Annotated in this window: 19 protein-coding genes; 9 read left to right on the top strand and 10 right to left on the bottom strand. The window is 60.2% G+C overall.

The window, feature by feature from the left end:
* Nucleotides 1–98 precede the first annotated feature (98 nt).
* Nucleotides 99–824 (bottom strand): 4'-phosphopantetheinyl transferase family protein, encoded by a 726-nt coding sequence (locus DKY63_RS13080; protein ID WP_204354329.1) that lies wholly within the window; start codon nt 822–824, stop codon nt 99–101.
* 176 nt (nt 825–1,000) lie between these two features.
* Between DKY63_RS13080 and DKY63_RS13075 the strand changes: the two genes are divergently transcribed.
* The 3 genes from DKY63_RS13075 to DKY63_RS13065 all read left to right on the top strand — a co-directional run bounded on the left by DKY63_RS13075 (nt 1,001) and on the right by DKY63_RS13065 (nt 3,427).
* Nucleotides 1,001–1,324 (top strand): hypothetical protein, encoded by a 324-nt coding sequence (locus DKY63_RS13075; RefSeq protein WP_110964480.1) that lies wholly within the window; start codon nt 1,001–1,003, stop codon nt 1,322–1,324.
* Nucleotides 1,325–1,406: 82 nt separating this feature from the next.
* Nucleotides 1,407–2,084, top strand: a complete 678-nt coding sequence (locus DKY63_RS13070; RefSeq protein WP_110964479.1) for a response regulator transcription factor — start codon at nt 1,407–1,409, stop codon at nt 2,082–2,084.
* A complete protein-coding gene (locus DKY63_RS13065) occupies nt 2,081–3,427 on the top strand; it encodes an ATP-binding protein (protein ID WP_110964478.1) in 1,347 nt (448 codons plus the stop codon). Before DKY63_RS13070 ends, DKY63_RS13065 begins: the two co-directional genes overlap by 4 nt.
* A gap of 132 nt (nt 3,428–3,559) precedes the next feature.
* Here the strand turns inward: DKY63_RS13065 and DKY63_RS13060 are convergent, their stop codons facing one another.
* Nucleotides 3,560–4,573: an AraC family transcriptional regulator gene (locus tag DKY63_RS13060; protein WP_110964477.1), complete on the bottom strand. Its 1,014-nt coding sequence runs from the start codon at nt 4,571–4,573 to the stop codon at nt 3,560–3,562.
* Nucleotides 4,574–4,911: 338 nt separating this feature from the next.
* Here DKY63_RS13060 and DKY63_RS13050 point away from each other — a divergent pair, with 338 nt between their 5' ends.
* The gene (locus DKY63_RS13050; RefSeq protein WP_110964475.1) at nt 4,912–6,246 is read left to right on the top strand and encodes a dicarboxylate/amino acid:cation symporter; all 1,335 of its coding nucleotides are present in this window, start codon (nt 4,912–4,914) and stop codon (nt 6,244–6,246) included.
* A 154-nt stretch (nt 6,247–6,400) separates the two neighbouring features.
* Nucleotides 6,401–7,582, top strand: coding sequence for a CaiB/BaiF CoA transferase family protein (locus DKY63_RS13045; RefSeq protein ID WP_110964474.1), 1,182 nt, complete (start codon nt 6,401–6,403; stop codon nt 7,580–7,582).
* A 130-nt stretch (nt 7,583–7,712) separates the two neighbouring features.
* On the opposite strand, the gene DKY63_RS13040 is transcribed toward DKY63_RS13045, so the two are convergent.
* Together DKY63_RS13040 and DKY63_RS13035 are read right to left on the bottom strand one after the other, a co-directional pair.
* Nucleotides 7,713–8,207, bottom strand: a complete 495-nt coding sequence (locus tag DKY63_RS13040) for a SprT family zinc-dependent metalloprotease (RefSeq protein ID WP_110964473.1) — start codon at nt 8,205–8,207, stop codon at nt 7,713–7,715.
* Between the two features lie 157 nt (nt 8,208–8,364).
* Nucleotides 8,365–8,967, bottom strand: coding sequence for a Yip1 family protein (locus DKY63_RS13035; RefSeq protein WP_110964472.1), 603 nt, complete (start codon nt 8,965–8,967; stop codon nt 8,365–8,367).
* A gap of 285 nt (nt 8,968–9,252) precedes the next feature.
* Here DKY63_RS13035 and ttcA point away from each other — a divergent pair, with 285 nt between their 5' ends.
* On the top strand, nt 9,253–10,077 hold the full coding sequence (ttcA, locus tag DKY63_RS13030) for a tRNA 2-thiocytidine(32) synthetase TtcA (RefSeq protein WP_110964471.1): 825 nt from the start codon (nt 9,253–9,255) through the stop codon (nt 10,075–10,077).
* Between the two features lie 127 nt (nt 10,078–10,204).
* Complete coding sequence (locus DKY63_RS13025; protein ID WP_110964470.1) at nt 10,205–10,879, top strand: DNA-3-methyladenine glycosylase I; 675 nt, start codon at nt 10,205–10,207, stop codon at nt 10,877–10,879.
* Nucleotides 10,880–10,992: 113 nt separating this feature from the next.
* On the opposite strand, the gene DKY63_RS13020 is transcribed toward DKY63_RS13025, so the two are convergent.
* Genes DKY63_RS13020 through arsC form a run of 3 tightly spaced genes read right to left on the bottom strand, consistent with a single transcriptional unit; the run spans nt 10,993 to nt 12,367 of the window.
* Complete coding sequence (locus tag DKY63_RS13020; RefSeq protein ID WP_110964469.1) at nt 10,993–11,418, bottom strand: DUF2069 domain-containing protein; 426 nt, start codon at nt 11,416–11,418, stop codon at nt 10,993–10,995.
* Between the two features lie 2 nt (nt 11,419–11,420).
* The gene (gene wrbA, locus DKY63_RS13015) at nt 11,421–12,017 is read right to left on the bottom strand and encodes an NAD(P)H:quinone oxidoreductase (RefSeq protein WP_110964468.1); all 597 of its coding nucleotides are present in this window, start codon (nt 12,015–12,017) and stop codon (nt 11,421–11,423) included.
* A complete protein-coding gene (gene arsC / locus DKY63_RS13010) occupies nt 12,014–12,367 on the bottom strand; it encodes an arsenate reductase (glutaredoxin) (protein ID WP_110964467.1) in 354 nt (117 codons plus the stop codon). Before arsC ends, wrbA begins: the two co-directional genes overlap by 4 nt.
* 114 nt (nt 12,368–12,481) lie before the next feature.
* On the opposite strand from arsC, the gene DKY63_RS13005 reads away from it, so the two are divergent.
* A complete protein-coding gene (locus tag DKY63_RS13005) occupies nt 12,482–12,949 on the top strand; it encodes a TlpA disulfide reductase family protein (protein WP_110964466.1) in 468 nt (155 codons plus the stop codon).
* 134 nt (nt 12,950–13,083) lie between these two features.
* Here the strand turns inward: DKY63_RS13005 and DKY63_RS12995 are convergent, their stop codons facing one another.
* Entirely contained in the window at nt 13,084–13,488 is a 405-nt protein-coding gene (locus DKY63_RS12995) for an META domain-containing protein (RefSeq protein WP_110964465.1), read from the bottom strand.
* Complete coding sequence (locus DKY63_RS12990) at nt 13,488–13,922, bottom strand: hypothetical protein (RefSeq protein ID WP_084321985.1); 435 nt, start codon at nt 13,920–13,922, stop codon at nt 13,488–13,490. Before DKY63_RS12990 ends, DKY63_RS12995 begins: the two co-directional genes overlap by 1 nt.
* Nucleotides 13,923–14,056: 134 nt before the next feature.
* Between DKY63_RS12990 and DKY63_RS12985 the strand changes: the two genes are divergently transcribed.
* Complete coding sequence (locus tag DKY63_RS12985; RefSeq protein WP_110964464.1) at nt 14,057–14,458, top strand: hypothetical protein; 402 nt, start codon at nt 14,057–14,059, stop codon at nt 14,456–14,458.
* 5 nt (nt 14,459–14,463) lie between these two features.
* Here the strand turns inward: DKY63_RS12985 and DKY63_RS12980 are convergent, their stop codons facing one another.
* Nucleotides 14,464–15,453 carry a 2-hydroxyacid dehydrogenase gene (locus DKY63_RS12980; protein WP_110964463.1) on the bottom strand — a complete coding sequence of 330 codons (990 nt, stop codon included), beginning with the start codon at nt 15,451–15,453 and terminating at the stop codon, nt 14,464–14,466.
* Nucleotides 15,454–15,628 lie beyond the last annotated feature (175 nt).

Genomic DNA, 15,628 nt, shown 5'->3' with positions numbered 1-15,628 from the left:
GCGAGCAGGCTCGCTCCTACACTGGAACTGTGTCATTCACAAATCCCCTGTAGGAGCGAGCCTGCTCGCGATAGGGCCAGAATGTTCGCTACGAAACCTCAGGCCTTGATACTCACCAAACTCAACAACTGCCCATCCTTCACCCCGAACTGCCCGTCAAGCTCGGTACCGCTGCGCCATTCACCGGACAGGTCGGTCAACAACCGCAGACGCACTTCACCGGCTTCGGTCCACTCCAGCACCTCCGCGTGCTCAAAGTAGAAACGCTGTTTAACGATCGGATAAAGCGCCTTGAACAGGCTTTCCTTGACCGAGAAGGTCAGGGTCACCCATAGCGCCAGTTGATCGCGACGACCCGCCGCCATGCGCTGCAGTTCGGGCGCGGTGAGGATCTCTCCGGCCAGGCGTTCGGCACGTTCGGCATTGAGCAGGTTTTCCATGTCCATGCCGAGGCCGCGCCAATGGCTTTTATTCGCGACGATGGCCGCGGCGCGACCCGTGCTGTGGGTAATGGAACCTGTGATATGCGCCGGCCAGACCGGGGCCCGGTCTTCACCGATGGCCGGGTTGAAACTCAAACCTTCCAGTTGTTGCAAGGCGGCCCTTGCGCAGATTCGCCCAGCGAGAAATTCGGCCTGTCGTTTGGCGACGGAGCGTTGAATGCTCGCAGGTGCCTCGATGGCGCTGCTCTGGAAGTCATCGCCGCGCAATTGCGAGGCATCGAAGTGGGTGCTCAGCAGAACCGTATCAGGCAGCAGGAACGGCAGCGGCCAGTGGGCATTGAGGGGAGTGCAGCAGGCGGGTAGGGCAGGTAAGACATTCATGTCGCGCATTTTGCCGGTTTGCCTCATGACTGGGTAGTGTCCGGGATTTTTGTGGCGCGGGTTGATTCAGCAATGGTTCAGAGTGCGTTCAGGGGCAGTTCAGGGCCGGGTGCGTAATCTTGCGGCTACCGAAACGGCCTCTACCAACACGCGTATGGCGCATGAGGAACCTTCCTATGACTGGCTTGAAAAACCTGATTCTGGCATTCACCGTCCTGGGCGTCAGTGCAGCAGCTCATGCTGCCGACAATGGCTTCACCTGGCCTGGAAGCGGACAGACTGGCAACAAGGCCAGAAAGTCCACCGTTCTGAAGTACTCGAACGTAGGGGCAGCGGTTGCCAAAGACAGCACCTGGGGCGCGCATCTGCCCCGACAGAACAGCCACAACGGTTATTACGCCACGTATGACAAGGTGTCGGTATCCCACAATGGCATTAAACTTTTCGAGCAGGATCTCATGGGCCGCTACGATTTAACGGGTATGACCGGTCAGTCGTGATGCAGGACGTTGAATGATCCCCTTGAGAACATTCTCACAAGAGCGTGGCAACCCTGGAGCTGTTGATGTGCAGGAGAGCGTTATGAAACTGCTGGTCGTCGAAGATGAAGCGCTGCTGCGCCATCACCTGCAAACCCGCCTGACCGAAAGTGGTCACGTGGTCGAGTCCGTGGCCAATGCCGAGGAGGCGTTGTATCAGACCGAACAGTTCAACCATGATCTGGCGGTGATCGATCTCGGCCTGCCGGGCATGAGTGGCCTGGACCTGATTCGCCAGCTGCGCTCGCGGGGCAAGACCTTTCCGATCCTGATCCTCACCGCCCGCGGCAACTGGCAGGACAAGGTCGAAGGCCTGGCCGCTGGCGCCGATGACTATGTGGTCAAACCGTTCCAGTTCGAAGAACTCGAAGCTCGGCTCAATGCCCTGTTGCGCCGTTCCAGCGGTTTCACCCAGTCGACCATCGTCGCCGGGCCGCTGGTGCTGGACCTCAATCGCAAGCAGGCGTCCCTCGACGATCAGCCGCTGGCGCTGACCGCCTACGAATACCGCATCCTCGAATATCTGATGCGTCATCACCAGCAGGTGGTGGCCAAGGACCGCCTGATGGAGCAGTTGTATCCGGATGACGACGAGCGCGATCCGAACGTGATCGAAGTGCTGGTCGGGCGTCTGCGGCGCAAGCTCGAGGGGCCTGCCGGCTTCAAACCGATCGATACCGTTCGCGGACTTGGCTACCTGTTCAATGAGCGCTGCACTTGATTCGCTCACTACGCGTTCGCTTGATGCTCGCCGCCACGATCCTGGCGGTGTTGTTCATGCTGGCGCTGCTGCCGGCGATGCAGGGCGCCTTCAGCCTGGCGTTGCAGGACTCCATCGAGCAGCGCCTTGCATCCGATGTCACTACGTTGATCTCTGCCGCGAGGGTGGAGAACAACCACCTGCAGATGCCGGCACAACTGCCGGACGAACGCTTCAATTTCACCGACAGCCGTTTGCTCGGCTACATCTATGACCGTGAGGGTCACCTGGTCTGGCGCTCCAGAGGCACCCAGGAAGACGACATCAATTACAAACCCCGCTATGACGGACGCGGCAACGAGTTCGCGAGAATCCGCCAACCCAATGGCCAGGAGTTTTTCGTCTACGACGTCGAGGTGAAGTTGCTCGGCGGCAAGAGCGCGGCGTTCAGCATCGTCGCCCTGCAGCCGGTTCGCGAATACGAAGTGACCCTCGAGGGCCTGCGGGAGAATCTCTATCTGGGCTTTGGCGCCGCCTTGCTGGTGCTGCTGGCGCTGTTGTGGATTGGCCTGACTTGGGGCTTGCGCGCGTTGCGCCGGCTCAGCCAGGAGCTGGACGAAATCGAAAGCGGCGCCCGCGAAAGCCTCAGTGAACAACATCCCCGCGAACTGCTGCGCCTGACCGGCTCGCTGAACCGCCTGCTGCACAGTGAGCGCGAACAACGCAGCCGTTACCGCGATTCCCTGGACGATCTGGCACACAGTCTGAAAACCCCGCTGGCGGTGCTGCAAGGGGTCAGCGAAGACATGGCACAGCGCCCCGAAGATCGCGACCAGGCCTGGGTTCTGCAAACCCAGATCGAACGCATGAGCCAGCAGATCAGCTATCAGTTGCAACGCGCCAGCCTGCGCAAGAGCGGTCTGGTGCGGCATCAGGTGCATTTGCGCCCGGTGCTGCAAAGCCTGTGCGACACCCTGGACAAGGTCTATCGCGACAAGCGTGTGCGGGTGACGCTGGATCTGCCGCAGGAGTGCTACGTGCCGATAGAGCAGGGCGCCTTGCTGGAAATGATGGGCAACCTGCTGGAGAACGCTTATCGGCTGTGCCTGGGCGAAGTGCGTATCAGCGTGCGGCAGACCCTGAGCGGCATCGAGTTATGCGTCGAGGACGACGGCCCCGGCGTGCCGCCCGACCAGCGCGCGCGAATCCTGCAAAGGGGCGAGCGCCTGGACCGCCAGCATCCCGGGCAAGGCATCGGCCTGGCTGTGGTCAAGGACATCATCGAAAGCTACAGCGCCAAGTTGACCCTGGGGGATTCGCCCATGGGCGGTGCGGCGTTCAGGATTCATTTTCCGGTGGTTTGACCGGGAGTTGGATGGCGCTCTTTAGGGCCTCATCGCGAGCAGGCTCGCTCCCACAATGGATCTATGTCGCGATGGCTATCCTCTGTAGGAGCGAGCCTGCTCGCGAAGAGGCCAGTCGCCCCACCACAAAGCTCAGCTTTCCTGAGCCCTGTAGGCCCCCGGCGTAAGCCCCGTCCACTTCTTGAACGCCCGATGAAACGCCGACGGCTCGGAAAACCCCAGCTGTTCGGCGATCTGTTGCAAGGGCAGGTCGTTGCGGCTCAGGTGGTAGATCGCAATATCGCGCCGCAACTGATCCTTCAATTCCTGAAAGCTGGTGCCTTCCTCGCGCAGATGCCGACGCAGCGTCTGCGGGCTGATGTGCAGGTGCGCGGCCACGGCGTCCAGGTCCGGCCAGCGTGCGCTGTCACGACTGAGCAGGCGCCGCAACTGGCTGCTCAGGCTATGGCCGTCATCCGGACGCGACAACAGGTCGGCCGGCGAGCGTTCGAGAAAATGCTTGAGGGTGCGTTCGTCCTGCAGCAACGGCATGTTCAGGTAGCGACTGTGAAACAGCAGGCTGCTGTGTGCGGTGCCACTCTTTGTTTCGGCAAAAACCAGCGGGCACGAGAACAGCAAATCGTATTCCGCCCCGTGTTCCGGTCGCGGGTAGCTGAACGTGGCCTGCTCCAGGCGAATGCGTTGGCCGATCAGCCAGCTGCCGAAACGGTGCCAGGTCACCAGCAGGCATTCGCTGAGAAAGTGATCCGGATCCCAAAGCTGCGAATCATCCAGGCACAGGCGAATCATTTCGCCTTCACGGGTCACCGTCAGGCGCGGGGCATCGGGGAATAGGCTATAAAACAATAAGCCGCGATTGAGCGCCTTTTCCAGGTTGCGGCAATGAATCACCGCATGACACATCATCGCGAAGCTGCCCGGAACGCTGCGGCCTTGCCCGAAACCCAGGTATTCGTCGTTCAGCGCAAGCCGCAGCGTTTGCAGCAGTCGGGTGAACTGCTCCGGTGCGATACGCGCCCGCGGCTCGTCGAGCAACTCGGGGCTGATCCCCAATTGCTGCAACAGCTCCGAGTAGTCGTAGCCTTGCCGTTGCGCGCCGCGCAGGGCGGCGCGGGCGAAATGACTGGCGATGGTGCGTTCGCGCATGACAGGTCAATCCATCCATTGAGCGACGGATGGTAGCTGCGGTTTGAAGCTGTGAACAAGGCGGATATCCGCCAAATTGCAGGAGGCGTTCAGGTCAATGGGCGGAAATCCGCCACGAAGCTGTAGCTGCTTGCAGTCAAGGAAAAACCTGTAACCCTTGATATCAAAAGGCTTGCAGGGATTTCGCGCAAGGTGGCACGGGCCTTGCGATGTAACGGGCAGATGCCTGCCGTCGCGCAGCTCGAAAAACAAATCCCTCCAGTGCAGGAGGGTTCGCAAATGAGGTCTCGTGGTCAACAGATGGATGTTGTCCACGCGCACTCTTGAGGAACTTTGCAATGACGACTCGTCAGCCACTGTACAAATCCCTGTATTTCCAGGTGATCGTCGCAATTGTCATCGGTATTTTGCTCGGTCACTACTATCCACAGCTCGGCGTGGCCGTGAAGCCGTTGGGTGACGGGTTCATCAAGCTGATCAAAATGATCATCGCTCCCATCATCTTCTGCACCGTCGTCAGCGGTATCGCTGGCATGCAGAACATGAAGTCGGTCGGCAAGACCGGCGGTTATGCACTCCTGTACTTCGAAATCGTTTCGACCATCGCATTGCTGGTGGGCCTGGTCGTGGTCAACATCGTGCAGCCAGGCGCTGGCATGCACATCGATGTGAGCACCCTGGATGCCTCGAAAGTGGCGACCTACGTGGCTCAAGGCGCTGATCAGAGCGTGATCGGCTTCCTGATGAACATTATCCCGTCCACCATCGTCGGCGCATTCGCCACGGGCGACATCCTGCAAGTGCTGATGTTCTCGGTGATCTTCGGCTTCGCCCTGCATCGCCTGGGTGCTTACGGCAAGCCGCTGCTGGACTTCATCGATCGTTTTGCCCATGTGATGTTCAACATCATCAACATGATCATGAAGCTCGCGCCAATCGGTGCCTTCGGTGCCATGGCCTTCACGATCGGCGCCTACGGCGTTGGCTCGCTGGTACAACTGGGTCAGCTGATGGCCTGCTTCTACATCACTTGCGTCCTGTTCATCCTGATCGTGCTGGGCGGTATCGCTCGTGCCCACGGTTTCAGCGTGCTGAAAATGATCCGCTACATCCGTGAGGAACTGCTGATCGTTCTGGGTACTTCGTCTTCGGAATCGGTGCTGCCACGCATGCTGATCAAGATGGAGCGCCTGGGCGCACAGAAATCCGTCGTGGGTCTGGTGATCCCGACCGGTTACTCGTTCAACCTCGACGGTACCGCGATCTACCTGACCATGGCGGCGGTGTTCATTGCCCAGGCAACCGACGCGCACATGGACATCACGCACCAGATCACCCTGCTGGTGGTACTGCTGCTGTCCTCCAAAGGCGCTGCGGGCGTGACCGGTTCGGGCTTCATCGTACTGGCCGCGACCCTGTCCGCCGTGGGCCACTTGCCGGTTGCCGGCCTGGCGTTGATCCTCGGTATCGACCGCTTCATGTCCGAAGCCCGCGCCCTGACCAACCTGATCGGTAACGCCGTTGCCACCATCGTTGTGGCCAAGTGGGTCAAGGAGCTGGACACCGACGTGCTGCATTCCGAGCTGGCTTCTGGCGGTCGTGGCATCGCCGACGAGCGCACCGAAGATGGCCTGGAAGTGGCGCATGCGCCGACCGCCAGCAGCGTCAAATAAGCGCTAAAAGTCATTTGGCTGTATGAAAAACCCGCTTCGGCGGGTTTTTTCTTGCCCAGGATTTGAGCGCAACGGCCAGTGCAACTGGCGCATAAGGTGATTGCTCCACGGCGTTCGGCTGCCTAGGCTGAAGCATCGTTTAGGGAGAACACCCATGCTCGGTCCACTGGCATCACTCAAGGTTCTGGATTTTTCGACACTGCTGCCGGGGCCGTTTGCCTCGCTCCTGCTGGCGGACATGGGCGCCGAGGTGCTGCGCATCGAGTCGCCGACCCGGATGGACCTGCTGCGGGTGCTGCCGCCTCACGATCAGGGTGTGTCGGCCAGTCATGCCTACCTCAACCGCAACAAGCGCAGCCTCGCCCTGGACCTCAAGCAGCCCGAGGCGCTGGAGGTGATCAGGCAACTACTCAAGGACTACGACATTGTGCTGGAGCAGTTCCGCCCCGGCGTCATGGAACGCCTGGGGCTGGGTTATGAGGCGCTGAAAGCGATCAATCCGAAGCTGATTTATGTGTCGATTACCGGCTATGGCCAGACCGGGCCTTACAAGGATCGCGCCGGCCATGACATCAATTACCTCGCGCTGGCTGGGCTTGCGAGTTACACCGGCCGCGCCGACAGCGGGCCTCTGCCTTTGGGGGCGCAGATGGCGGACGTGGCTGGCGGATCGCTGCACGGGGTGATCGGCCTGCTGGCGGCAGTGATCGCGAGGCAGCAGACCGGGCAGGGGCAACATCTGGATATCAGCATGACCGACTGTGCGTTCAGCCTGAACGCCATGGCCGGTGCCGGCTACCTGGCCTGTGGCGTCGAGCCGGGCAGGGAAGACCAGGTGCTCAATGGCGGCAGCTTCTATGACTATTACCGCTCTCGGGATGGCCGCTGGTTATCGGTGGGCAGCCTGGAGCCGGATTTCATGAAGCAATTGTGCGTGGCCCTTGGCCTGGAAGAGCTGGCGGGCCTGGGTTTGTCGCCGCAACCGGCGCAGCAAAAAAAGCTCAAGGACGCTCTCAAGACCGAGTTCGAGAAACACGACTATGCCGAATTGTGCGCGCTGTTCGCCGAGCTGGATGCCTGTGTCGAGCCGGTGTTGAGTCTGGGGGAAGCGGTGCGCCATCCGCAGTTGCAGGCGCGGGAATTGGTCACCCAGGTACCTCGGGGCGACGGCTCGAGCCAGGCGCAGATCGCGTGTCCATTGAAGTTTTCAGAAGGGTTGCCGCAACCGAGGCATATTGGTGCGGCGTTGGGAGAGCATACGGAGCAGGTGTTGGGGGAGTTGGGGTTCAGTGCTGAGCGGATAGAGGATTTACGGCGAGCCAAGGTGATCCTCTAGAGACTGTAGCGGCCTCATCGCGGGCAAGCCTTGCTCCCACGGTGATCGGAGTCGTTCACAGGTTTTGTGAGCAAAGCTGATCCCTGTGGGAGCAAGGCTTGCCCGCGATGAGGCCAGTGCAGTCGCCCTGCTATTCGACCCGCATCTCCCCACTGAACACCAGAGTGCTGCGGCACCGCCGACACAAATACCGCCGCCCCTGCCTCACCAGCCCATGACGCTGCGCCGAGAACGGAAAGTCGCTATCCGGGCACGGGCATTTGTAGATATAGCGGGTCACGCTGCGGCGCTTGACGTCGTAGGTGTGGCAGCGATTGGGCGGCAGTTCGTACACACCGCGCATGATCAATTGCCATTCTTCACCGTGGGGCTGGATGCGGTCGCCGAACAGTTGATGGGCGATCAGGTGTGCGACTTCGTGGGCCACGGTCTGCTTGAGGAAGTCCTCGGTGTTTTCCCGGTACAGCTGTGGATTGAAGCGCAGCAGGTTCTCGTGCAGATGCGCGACACCGGCTTTTTGCCCGCGCAGCTTGAGGCTCACCACGGGGCGTTTGAAAGGTCGTTTGAAAAAGGATTCGGCGAGTTGGAAACAGTCTTCGACGCGGGTATTGAGTTGCTCGGGCATGCTTGATGGATCTCCAGAGACGTCGAGTATGCCGCAACCCTCGGCCCTTGCGTATTGGCCATGCGCCGAGTGGTCGTTGCCGTTTCTGTTGCACCAGGCATTAAAAGGCCGCCTTTCGGCGGCCTGTGTCGGCAGATCTGATTCTTATGTTGAGCTTCTAATTGGTGTAGACCGGCCCCACGCCGAGTCCCCAGACAATAACGGTGAACGCCATGATGGCCACCAGCACCACCAGGCCTACGGCGAGAACCGAACTGGAAAACAGGAATCCCTCGTCAGATGGAATGTTCATGAACGTCGGCAAGCCGACATACAACAGGTAGACCGTGTAGCAGATGGCCGCGGTACCGATGATCATCCCCAGCCACAAGTGCGGATAAAGTGCCGCCAGACCGCCAATGAACAACGGAGTCGCGGTGTAGGTCGCAAACGCCACGCAACGGGCCAGGCTCGGATTGGCATCATAGGTGCGGGCCATCCAGTGAATGAACGCCCCCATCACCGCTACCCCGCCGAGCATTGCCAAGTACGACATGATCGACATCCAGAGTGCGCTTTCCATCGTCAGCATCACGGGGGCTCGACTGCCGATGACCCAGCCGACCTTGGTGGTGCCGATAAACGCCGAAACAGCAGGGATTGCCGCCAGAATCAGCGTGTGAGTCAGGTACATGTGGCTGATGCTTTCCTCCTGGTCGCCACGGATTTCTTTCCATTCCTGATCAGGGTGGGTGAACAGTCCCACTACGTGATGGATCATGCCAGTCACTCCTCTTGTTTTACCGTCGCCCCCCAGTGGAGCGCCTACGGCCAGTGGCCAAGTACGTCATAGGTCTGGATTTGCGTGCGACCTTATGACGCAGTATAGGAAGGACTTAACCTCACAAGGTGAGGGGGCTTAGAGCAAATTGCGCTGTAAAGCACTCTGTTAATCGCCTCTGGGACTGTCAGAGGAACTTTGAGAGAGGGGACAGCGGGCACTTCGCCCTGGCGGTGTTTTTGCGTAAAATGCGCGCCTTTCGTCACACCTCACGGATTTCGCGTCATGGGCACTCTTACGGTCAACCAGAACAAACTGCAAAAGCGCCTTCGCCGCCAGGCCGGTGAGGCTGTCGCCGATTTCAACATGATTGAAGACGGCGACAAGGTCATGGTCTGCCTGTCCGGCGGCAAGGACAGCTACACCATGCTCGATGTGCTGATGCACTTGCAGAAGGTCGCGCCGATCAAATTCGACATCGTGGCCGTGAACATGGACCAGAAACAGCCGGGTTTCCCCGAGCACGTGCTGCCTGCCTACCTCAAAGAGTTGGGCATCGAGTACCACATCGTCGAAAAAGACACCTACTCGGTGGTCAAGGAGCTCGTGCCCGAGGGCAAGACCACTTGCTCGCTGTGCTCGCGCCTGCGCCGTGGCACGCTCTACACCTTCGCCGATGAAATCGGTGCGACCAAAATGGCCCTGGGTCACCACCGCGACGACATCGTCGAGACCTTCTTCCTGAACATGTTCTTCAACGGCTCACTCAAGGCCATGCCGCCGAAACTGCGTGCCGACGACGGCCGCAACGTGGTGATCCGTCCGTTGGCCTATTGCAGCGAAAAGGACATCCAGGCCTATTCGGACTTCAAACAATTCCCGATCATCCCGTGCAACCTCTGTGGTTCCCAGGAAAACCTGCAGCGTCAGGTGGTCAAGGAAATGCTCCAGGACTGGGATCGCAAGACCCCGGGTCGCACCGAGAGCATTTTCCGCAGCCTGCAGAATGTGAGCCCGTCGCAACTGGCGGACCGTAATCTGTTCGATTTCACCAATTTGCGGATCGACGAAACGGCGGCCTCGCGCTTCGTCAACGTCGTCAACCTCTGATCAAACTGTAGGAGCTGAGCTTGCTCGCGATAGCGGTGTATCAGTCAACAAATCCGTTGAATGACACACCGCTATCGCGAGCAAGCTCAGCTCCTACGGGTTTTTTGTCTATTCCTCAGGAGAGGGCATGCGCGACTACAAGTGGCTGAACGAGTACTGCCTGAACCGCTTCGGTTCGGCGGCTGAACTGGAAGCCCATCTGCCCGTTCCGAAAACCCCTGCGCAACTTCGCGACATCACCGATGACCGCTTCCTGTCGACCATGGCCCTGCGAGTGTTTCGCGCCGGCCTGAAACACAGCCTGGTGGACGCCAAGTGGCCGGCCTTCGAGGAAGTGTTCTTCAGGTTCGATCCGGAAAAAGTCGTGCTGATGAGCGCCGAACACTTGGAGCGGCTGATGCAGGACGCGCGGATCATCCGCCACTTGGGCAAGCTCAAGAGCGTGCCGCGCAACGCCCAGTTCGTGCTCGATGTGGCCCATGAAAAGGGCAGCTTCGGTGCGCTGCTCGCCGATTGGCCGGTGACGGATATCGTCGGGCTGTGGACCTTCCTGAAAAAACGCGGCAGCCAATTGGGTGGTCTCTCGGCGCCACGCTTCTTGCGCATGGTTGGCAAGGACACCTTCGTGCCGAGCTACGATGTGGTCGCCGCGTTGAATGCGCAGAACATCATCGACAAGGTGCCGAGCAGCCTGCGCGATCTGGCGTTGGTACAGGAGGTGTTCAACCGGTGGCATGAAGAAAGTGGCGGGCGGCCGATGAGCCAGATTTCGATGATGCTGGCTTACACAGCCAATCATTGAGACCGCATCGCGCCCATCGCTGGCAAGCCAGCTCCCACAGGGTTCAAGTCGTTCACAAATAATGTGATCACCGCAAACTTTGTGGGAGCTGGCTTGCCAGCGATGGCGTCGTATCAGGCGACGGAAACTTCACCCTCGCCAGCCAATTTGCGATTCAACTGATGCCGCCAGCGCACATACAGCAGCGCCGAGCAGAACACCGCCAGGCTCGCGCCCATCTCCAGCAAGCCGAACATCTGCCGATTCGGGTCGTATGCCGCCAATGCGCCCTTGATGAAATACAGATTCACCACAAAACACATCCATGAATGCCCACGCGGGCTGCCGCTGATCATGCCGGGCGCCAACAGCAGCAGCGGCACCAACTCGATCAGCAAAATCACCCATGGCCGGGCGCCGTGCAGATCGGCGACCAGCAGGTAGTAGATGCACAGCAACCCCACCAGGCCGAAAAAGCACAACAGGCTGATCACGCGCATCGCACGGACACGGGGTTCCAGCCATTCGAGGGCGGGGAGGATCTTCGGCTTTCTGGCCACCCTCAGCCCTCCAGCTTCTGTGCGGTCTTGGCCAGGCGCATGCCCAGTGCGCGGCACAGCGCCACTTCGTGGGAATCCAGGCCGCTTTTGCCGTCGGCCCCGGCGTGATGGCTGGCGCCATATGGCGTGCCGCCACCCTGGGTTTCCAGCAGCGCCGATTCGCTGTACGGCAGGCCGGTGATCAGCATGCCGTGGTGCAGCAACGGCAACATCATCGACAGCAAGGTGGTTTCCTGGCCGCCGTGCAGGCTTGCGGTGGAAGTGAAGACGCCAGCCGGTTTGCCCACCAGGGCGCCGGTCAGCCACAGGTTGCTGGTGCCGTCGAGGAAATACTTGAGTGGCGCCGCCATGTTGCCGAAGCGGGTCGGACTGCCCAGGGCCAGGCCTGCGCAGTTTTTCAGGTCGTCGAGGCTGGCGTATAGCGCGCCCTCGTCCGGGATGTCCGGCGACACGGCTTCGCATTCGGTGGAAATCGCCGGCACCGTGCGCAGTCGCGCTTCAAGGCCCGCCTGCTCCACGCCACGGGCGATCTGTCGCGCCATTTCGTTGGTCGAACCGCTGCGGCTGTAATACAGAATCAGAATGTACGGCGCACTCATGGCAGCAGTTCCAGGATCTGCTCCGGTGGACGGCCGATGATGGCTTTGTCGCCGACGGCCAGGACCGGTCGCTCCATGAGTTTGGGGTGGGCAGCGATGGCGGCGATCAATTGCGCTTCGCTGAGTGTGGTGTCCGCCAGGTTGAGGGTTTTGTACTCGTCCTCGCCGGTGCGCAGCAGTTCCCGGGCACCGATGCCCAGTTTGGCCAGCAGGCTCTGGATTTGCGCGGCGTCCAGCGGGGTTTCCAGATAGCGGACCACGGTCGGGGTCAGGCCACGGGCTTCGAGCAGTTCGAGCGCACCACGGGATTTCGAGCAGCGCGGGTTGTGATAAAGCGTCAGATCGGTCATGGGCGGGTCGCATGTTGTGTAAGGTGGCGGCTATTCTAACTGTGCAACGCGTAATCCAGAACCTTGGGAGGCAATGGGTCGCGGCAGTATTCTTTTTTCGACAAGGATCACGACATGGCAAGGCGATTGGCAGCGGCATTGGCGATCATCGGGGCTTTGATGCTGGCGGGGTGTGGTAACGATTACGGGACCGATCAACACGGGCAGAAGGTCGCCTCCGATCGATTGGACAAACAATGGCTGGTGCTCAATTACTGGGCTGAATGGTGCGGCCCGTGCCGAACCGAGATTCCGCAGTTGAACGCCTTGGCCGATCAGCTCAAGGACAAGAAGATCGGTGTTTTCGGGGTCAACTTCGACAATGTACAGGGCGAAGAGCTGAAAAATGCCAGCGAGAAACTCGGCATCAAGTTCACCGTGCTGGCGCAGGATCCTTCCGAGATTTTCGAACTGCCGCGCAGCGAGGCATTGCCGGTGACCTACATCATCGACAACAAGGGCAAGGTGCGGGAACAGTTGATGGGGGAGCAGACGGCGGCGGGGGTGATGGCGAAGCTGGAGGCGTTGCAGGCTAAAAATTGACCTGAGTGATGATCGTTCCCACGCTCTGCGTGGGAATGCATCCTGTGACGCTCTGCGTCACAATTTGCGAAGGGACGCGGAGCGTCCCGGGCGTCATTCCCACGCAGAGCGTGGGAACGATCAGATAGAAGGAATCAACCCTCTTCAAGCCACCAGCGCAGCGGCTTGCCCTCGGCAGGCCAGAAGCGCATCTGCTCTATCTCCGAGACGTCCCAGCGCTGCACTTGTTCCAGGGCTTGCAGGAAGCGTTTTTCCTGTTCCATCAGCGCCGGCGCGCAGAGTTTGCGGGTGCTGCCGATCTTGCCGAAGGACAGCTTGTCGCCTTCGAGGGTGTACGGCGCGAACCAGTGGTTGCAGCCGCCATTACCATAGGCGCGACCGTCTTCACCGAGGGTGATGGTCAGGTGGCTGTAATCCATCAGCGGGCGTTCGCCGATCCACTCCAGAATGTAGCTACGGTTCTGTTGCAATTGCACCGGTTCGGCGGCGCAGCCCATGAGGCCGGCACCTACCATCGCGGCCAGAGCTTGGTGTTTCATCACGCAGGCTCCTGGCATTTCGGGCACAGGTGTTTCTCGCCGACGGACTTCCAACCCAGCTCGGCAATCCGCGCGGTGGCGGCAGGCTTTTCGGCCTTGTTGCCCAGCTTGGCGTCGACCGCGAACTCGAAACTCAGCTCCTTGGCGCAGCTGTCGCAGTTCACCTGCCAGGTGTGGATCGCCAGTTCGCCGAACACCGGACCACTGGCCACCGCCACCCATTGCCCGGGCGGGTTGATCAAGTGGCGAACCGTTTCGACGGTCAGGCGCATGGACAGGTCCTTGGCGCCCTTGAGGGTGACCACCAGCACATCGTTATTACGAATCGAGCCGCCGTTGCCGGTGACCTGATAGCGTCCCGGCACCAGGGCACGGCATTCAGTGAGGGTGTGTTGCGGGTTCATCAGGCTGTAGCGGAAATCGTGTTCGACCATGGGTCCTCCAAATATGCGCGATATGCTAGCACGGGCATACGAACAGGATGGCGCGGGCATATGACCTTCGATCAGGTTCAATTTGCCGACCATCTCATGGCAAACTGCCGCTTTTGCATTTCCAGGGAACGAACATGGCGTTGATTGAGTGTTTTGAATGCAAGCAAAGCATCAGTTCGATGGCGCCGGCCTGCATTCATTGCGGTGCGCCAACGGGGACAATGCAAGCTGCAAAGGCAGAGGCAAAGCAGCAGGAGACGCCGATTTCGTTCGGGCGTTTACCCACCAATGAAAGCGTGCCCCGGGTACGTCCGGCGGCTTTCGGGCGTCAGCGCAAACCGGAGGCCGAGCCACAAGTCGAAGTTCCAGTGGTGACATCAGCAGGGCCGCGGCCGGTGGAGCTGTGGCTGAAAATCATGGTGTTTTTGCTGCCACCCTTTTTTGTCTGGTTCCTGCTGCGTCCCGGGCATTCCAACCTGCAACGCTTGATTGGTTTCGGCTGGATGGGATTCTTGATTGCCTTGTCCAGGGACTGAAGGGATCAGCCCTCGACCAGGTTCTGCACCGAACCGGCTGCCCAGCCCGCGATGTTCTGTAACGTGGTCGCGGCGATGGCACCCAGGGCTTCGCGGGTCAGGAAGGCCTGATGTGCCGTGATGATCACGTTAGGAAAAGTCAGCAATCGCGCCAACACATCGTCCTGCAGGGGCAGGTCGGAGCGGTCCTCGAAGAACAGTTGTGCTTCCTCTTCATACACGTCCAGCCCCAGATATCCCAGTTGCCCCTCCTTCAAGGCGTCGATCAGCGCGGGCGTGTCCACCAAGCCACCACGGCCGGTGTTGATCAACATCGCCCCGGGTTGCATATGCGCCAGAGATTTACGGTTGATCAAATGTCTGCTCTGTTCGTTGAGCGGGCAGTGCAGGCTGATGATCTGCGATTCGGCCAGCAGTTGCGGCAAGTCCAGGTATTGGGCTCCCAACGCTTCAACCTGTGGATTGGGGTAAGGGTCATAGGCCAGCAACGTGCAGCCGAAACCGTGCATGATTTTGGCGAAGGTGGCGCCGATCTGCCCGGTACCCACAACACCGACGGTCTTGCCCACCAGATCGAAGCCGGTCAGCCCATGCAAGGTGAAATCGCCTTCGCGGGTCCGGTTGTAGGCGCGGTGCAAACGCCGGTTCAGCGCCAGGATCAGGGCCACCGCGTGCTCCGCCACCGCGTGGGGCGAGTAGGCCGGTACCCGGACGATCGTCAGCCCCAGGCGTTTCGCCGCCGCGAGGTCGACATGGTTAAAGCCGGCCGAGCGCAAGGCAATCAGGCGCGTACCGCCAGCCGCGAGGCGTTCCAGCACCGGGGCGCTGAGGTCATCATTGATGAAGGCGCAGACGACTTCGTGATGCTCGGCCAGCGCCGCCGTATCCAGGCTCAGCCGTGCCGCCTGAAAGTGCAGTTCGATGCCGGGTGGCAGCTCGGCGGCAAGAAAACTGTCGCGGTCGTAGGTCTGGCTGCTGAAAAGAATGGTGCGCATGCGCTACTCCTGGCGAATGAATCTCGGCGCTTTCACACCGGTGTAGGAGCTGCCGAAGGCTGCGATCTTTTGATCTTCGGCTCTGCGGGGAATGCGATAAAAATCAAGATCAAAAGATCGCAGCCTGCGGCAGCTCCTACAGTATTAGCCGCTTCCAGCGGCAGATGCCTTGCGT

The organism is Pseudomonas putida, assembly GCF_003228315.1.
Lineage (GTDB): Bacteria > Pseudomonadota > Gammaproteobacteria > Pseudomonadales > Pseudomonadaceae > Aquipseudomonas > Aquipseudomonas putida_S.
Note: the sequence above shows the minus strand (reverse complement) of the source record. Positions and strands in the feature narration are given on the sequence as shown.

Bases quoted from the DNA above. Each gene is read 5' to 3' on its own strand.
- DKY63_RS13045 (WP_110964474.1), top strand. From the start codon at position 6,401: ATGCTCGGTCCACTGGCATCACTCAAGGTTCTGGATTTTTCGACACTG.
- DKY63_RS13070 (WP_110964479.1), top strand. From the start codon at position 1,407: ATGAAACTGCTGGTCGTCGAAGATGAAGCGCTGCTGCGCCATCACCTG.
- ttcA (WP_110964471.1), top strand. From the start codon at position 9,253: ATGGGCACTCTTACGGTCAACCAGAACAAACTGCAAAAGCGCCTTCGC.
- DKY63_RS13075 (WP_110964480.1), top strand. From the start codon at position 1,001: ATGACTGGCTTGAAAAACCTGATTCTGGCATTCACCGTCCTGGGCGTC.
- DKY63_RS13080 (WP_204354329.1), bottom strand. From the start codon at position 824: ATGAATGTCTTACCTGCCCTACCCGCCTGCTGCACTCCCCTCAATGCC.
- DKY63_RS13035 (WP_110964472.1), bottom strand. From the start codon at position 8,967: ATGATCCATCACGTAGTGGGACTGTTCACCCACCCTGATCAGGAATGG.
- wrbA (WP_110964468.1), bottom strand. From the start codon at position 12,017: ATGAGTGCGCCGTACATTCTGATTCTGTATTACAGCCGCAGCGGTTCG.
- DKY63_RS13005 (WP_110964466.1), top strand. From the start codon at position 12,482: ATGGCAAGGCGATTGGCAGCGGCATTGGCGATCATCGGGGCTTTGATG.
- DKY63_RS12990 (WP_084321985.1), bottom strand. From the start codon at position 13,922: ATGGTCGAACACGATTTCCGCTACAGCCTGATGAACCCGCAACACACC.
- DKY63_RS13040 (WP_110964473.1), bottom strand. From the start codon at position 8,207: ATGCCCGAGCAACTCAATACCCGCGTCGAAGACTGTTTCCAACTCGCC.
- DKY63_RS13050 (WP_110964475.1), top strand. From the start codon at position 4,912: ATGACGACTCGTCAGCCACTGTACAAATCCCTGTATTTCCAGGTGATC.
- DKY63_RS13060 (WP_110964477.1), bottom strand. From the start codon at position 4,573: ATGCGCGAACGCACCATCGCCAGTCATTTCGCCCGCGCCGCCCTGCGC.
- arsC (WP_110964467.1), bottom strand. From the start codon at position 12,367: ATGACCGATCTGACGCTTTATCACAACCCGCGCTGCTCGAAATCCCGT.
- DKY63_RS12980 (WP_110964463.1), bottom strand. From the start codon at position 15,453: ATGCGCACCATTCTTTTCAGCAGCCAGACCTACGACCGCGACAGTTTT.
- DKY63_RS12985 (WP_110964464.1), top strand. From the start codon at position 14,057: ATGGCGTTGATTGAGTGTTTTGAATGCAAGCAAAGCATCAGTTCGATG.
- DKY63_RS12995 (WP_110964465.1), bottom strand. From the start codon at position 13,488: ATGAAACACCAAGCTCTGGCCGCGATGGTAGGTGCCGGCCTCATGGGC.
- DKY63_RS13025 (WP_110964470.1), top strand. From the start codon at position 10,205: ATGCGCGACTACAAGTGGCTGAACGAGTACTGCCTGAACCGCTTCGGT.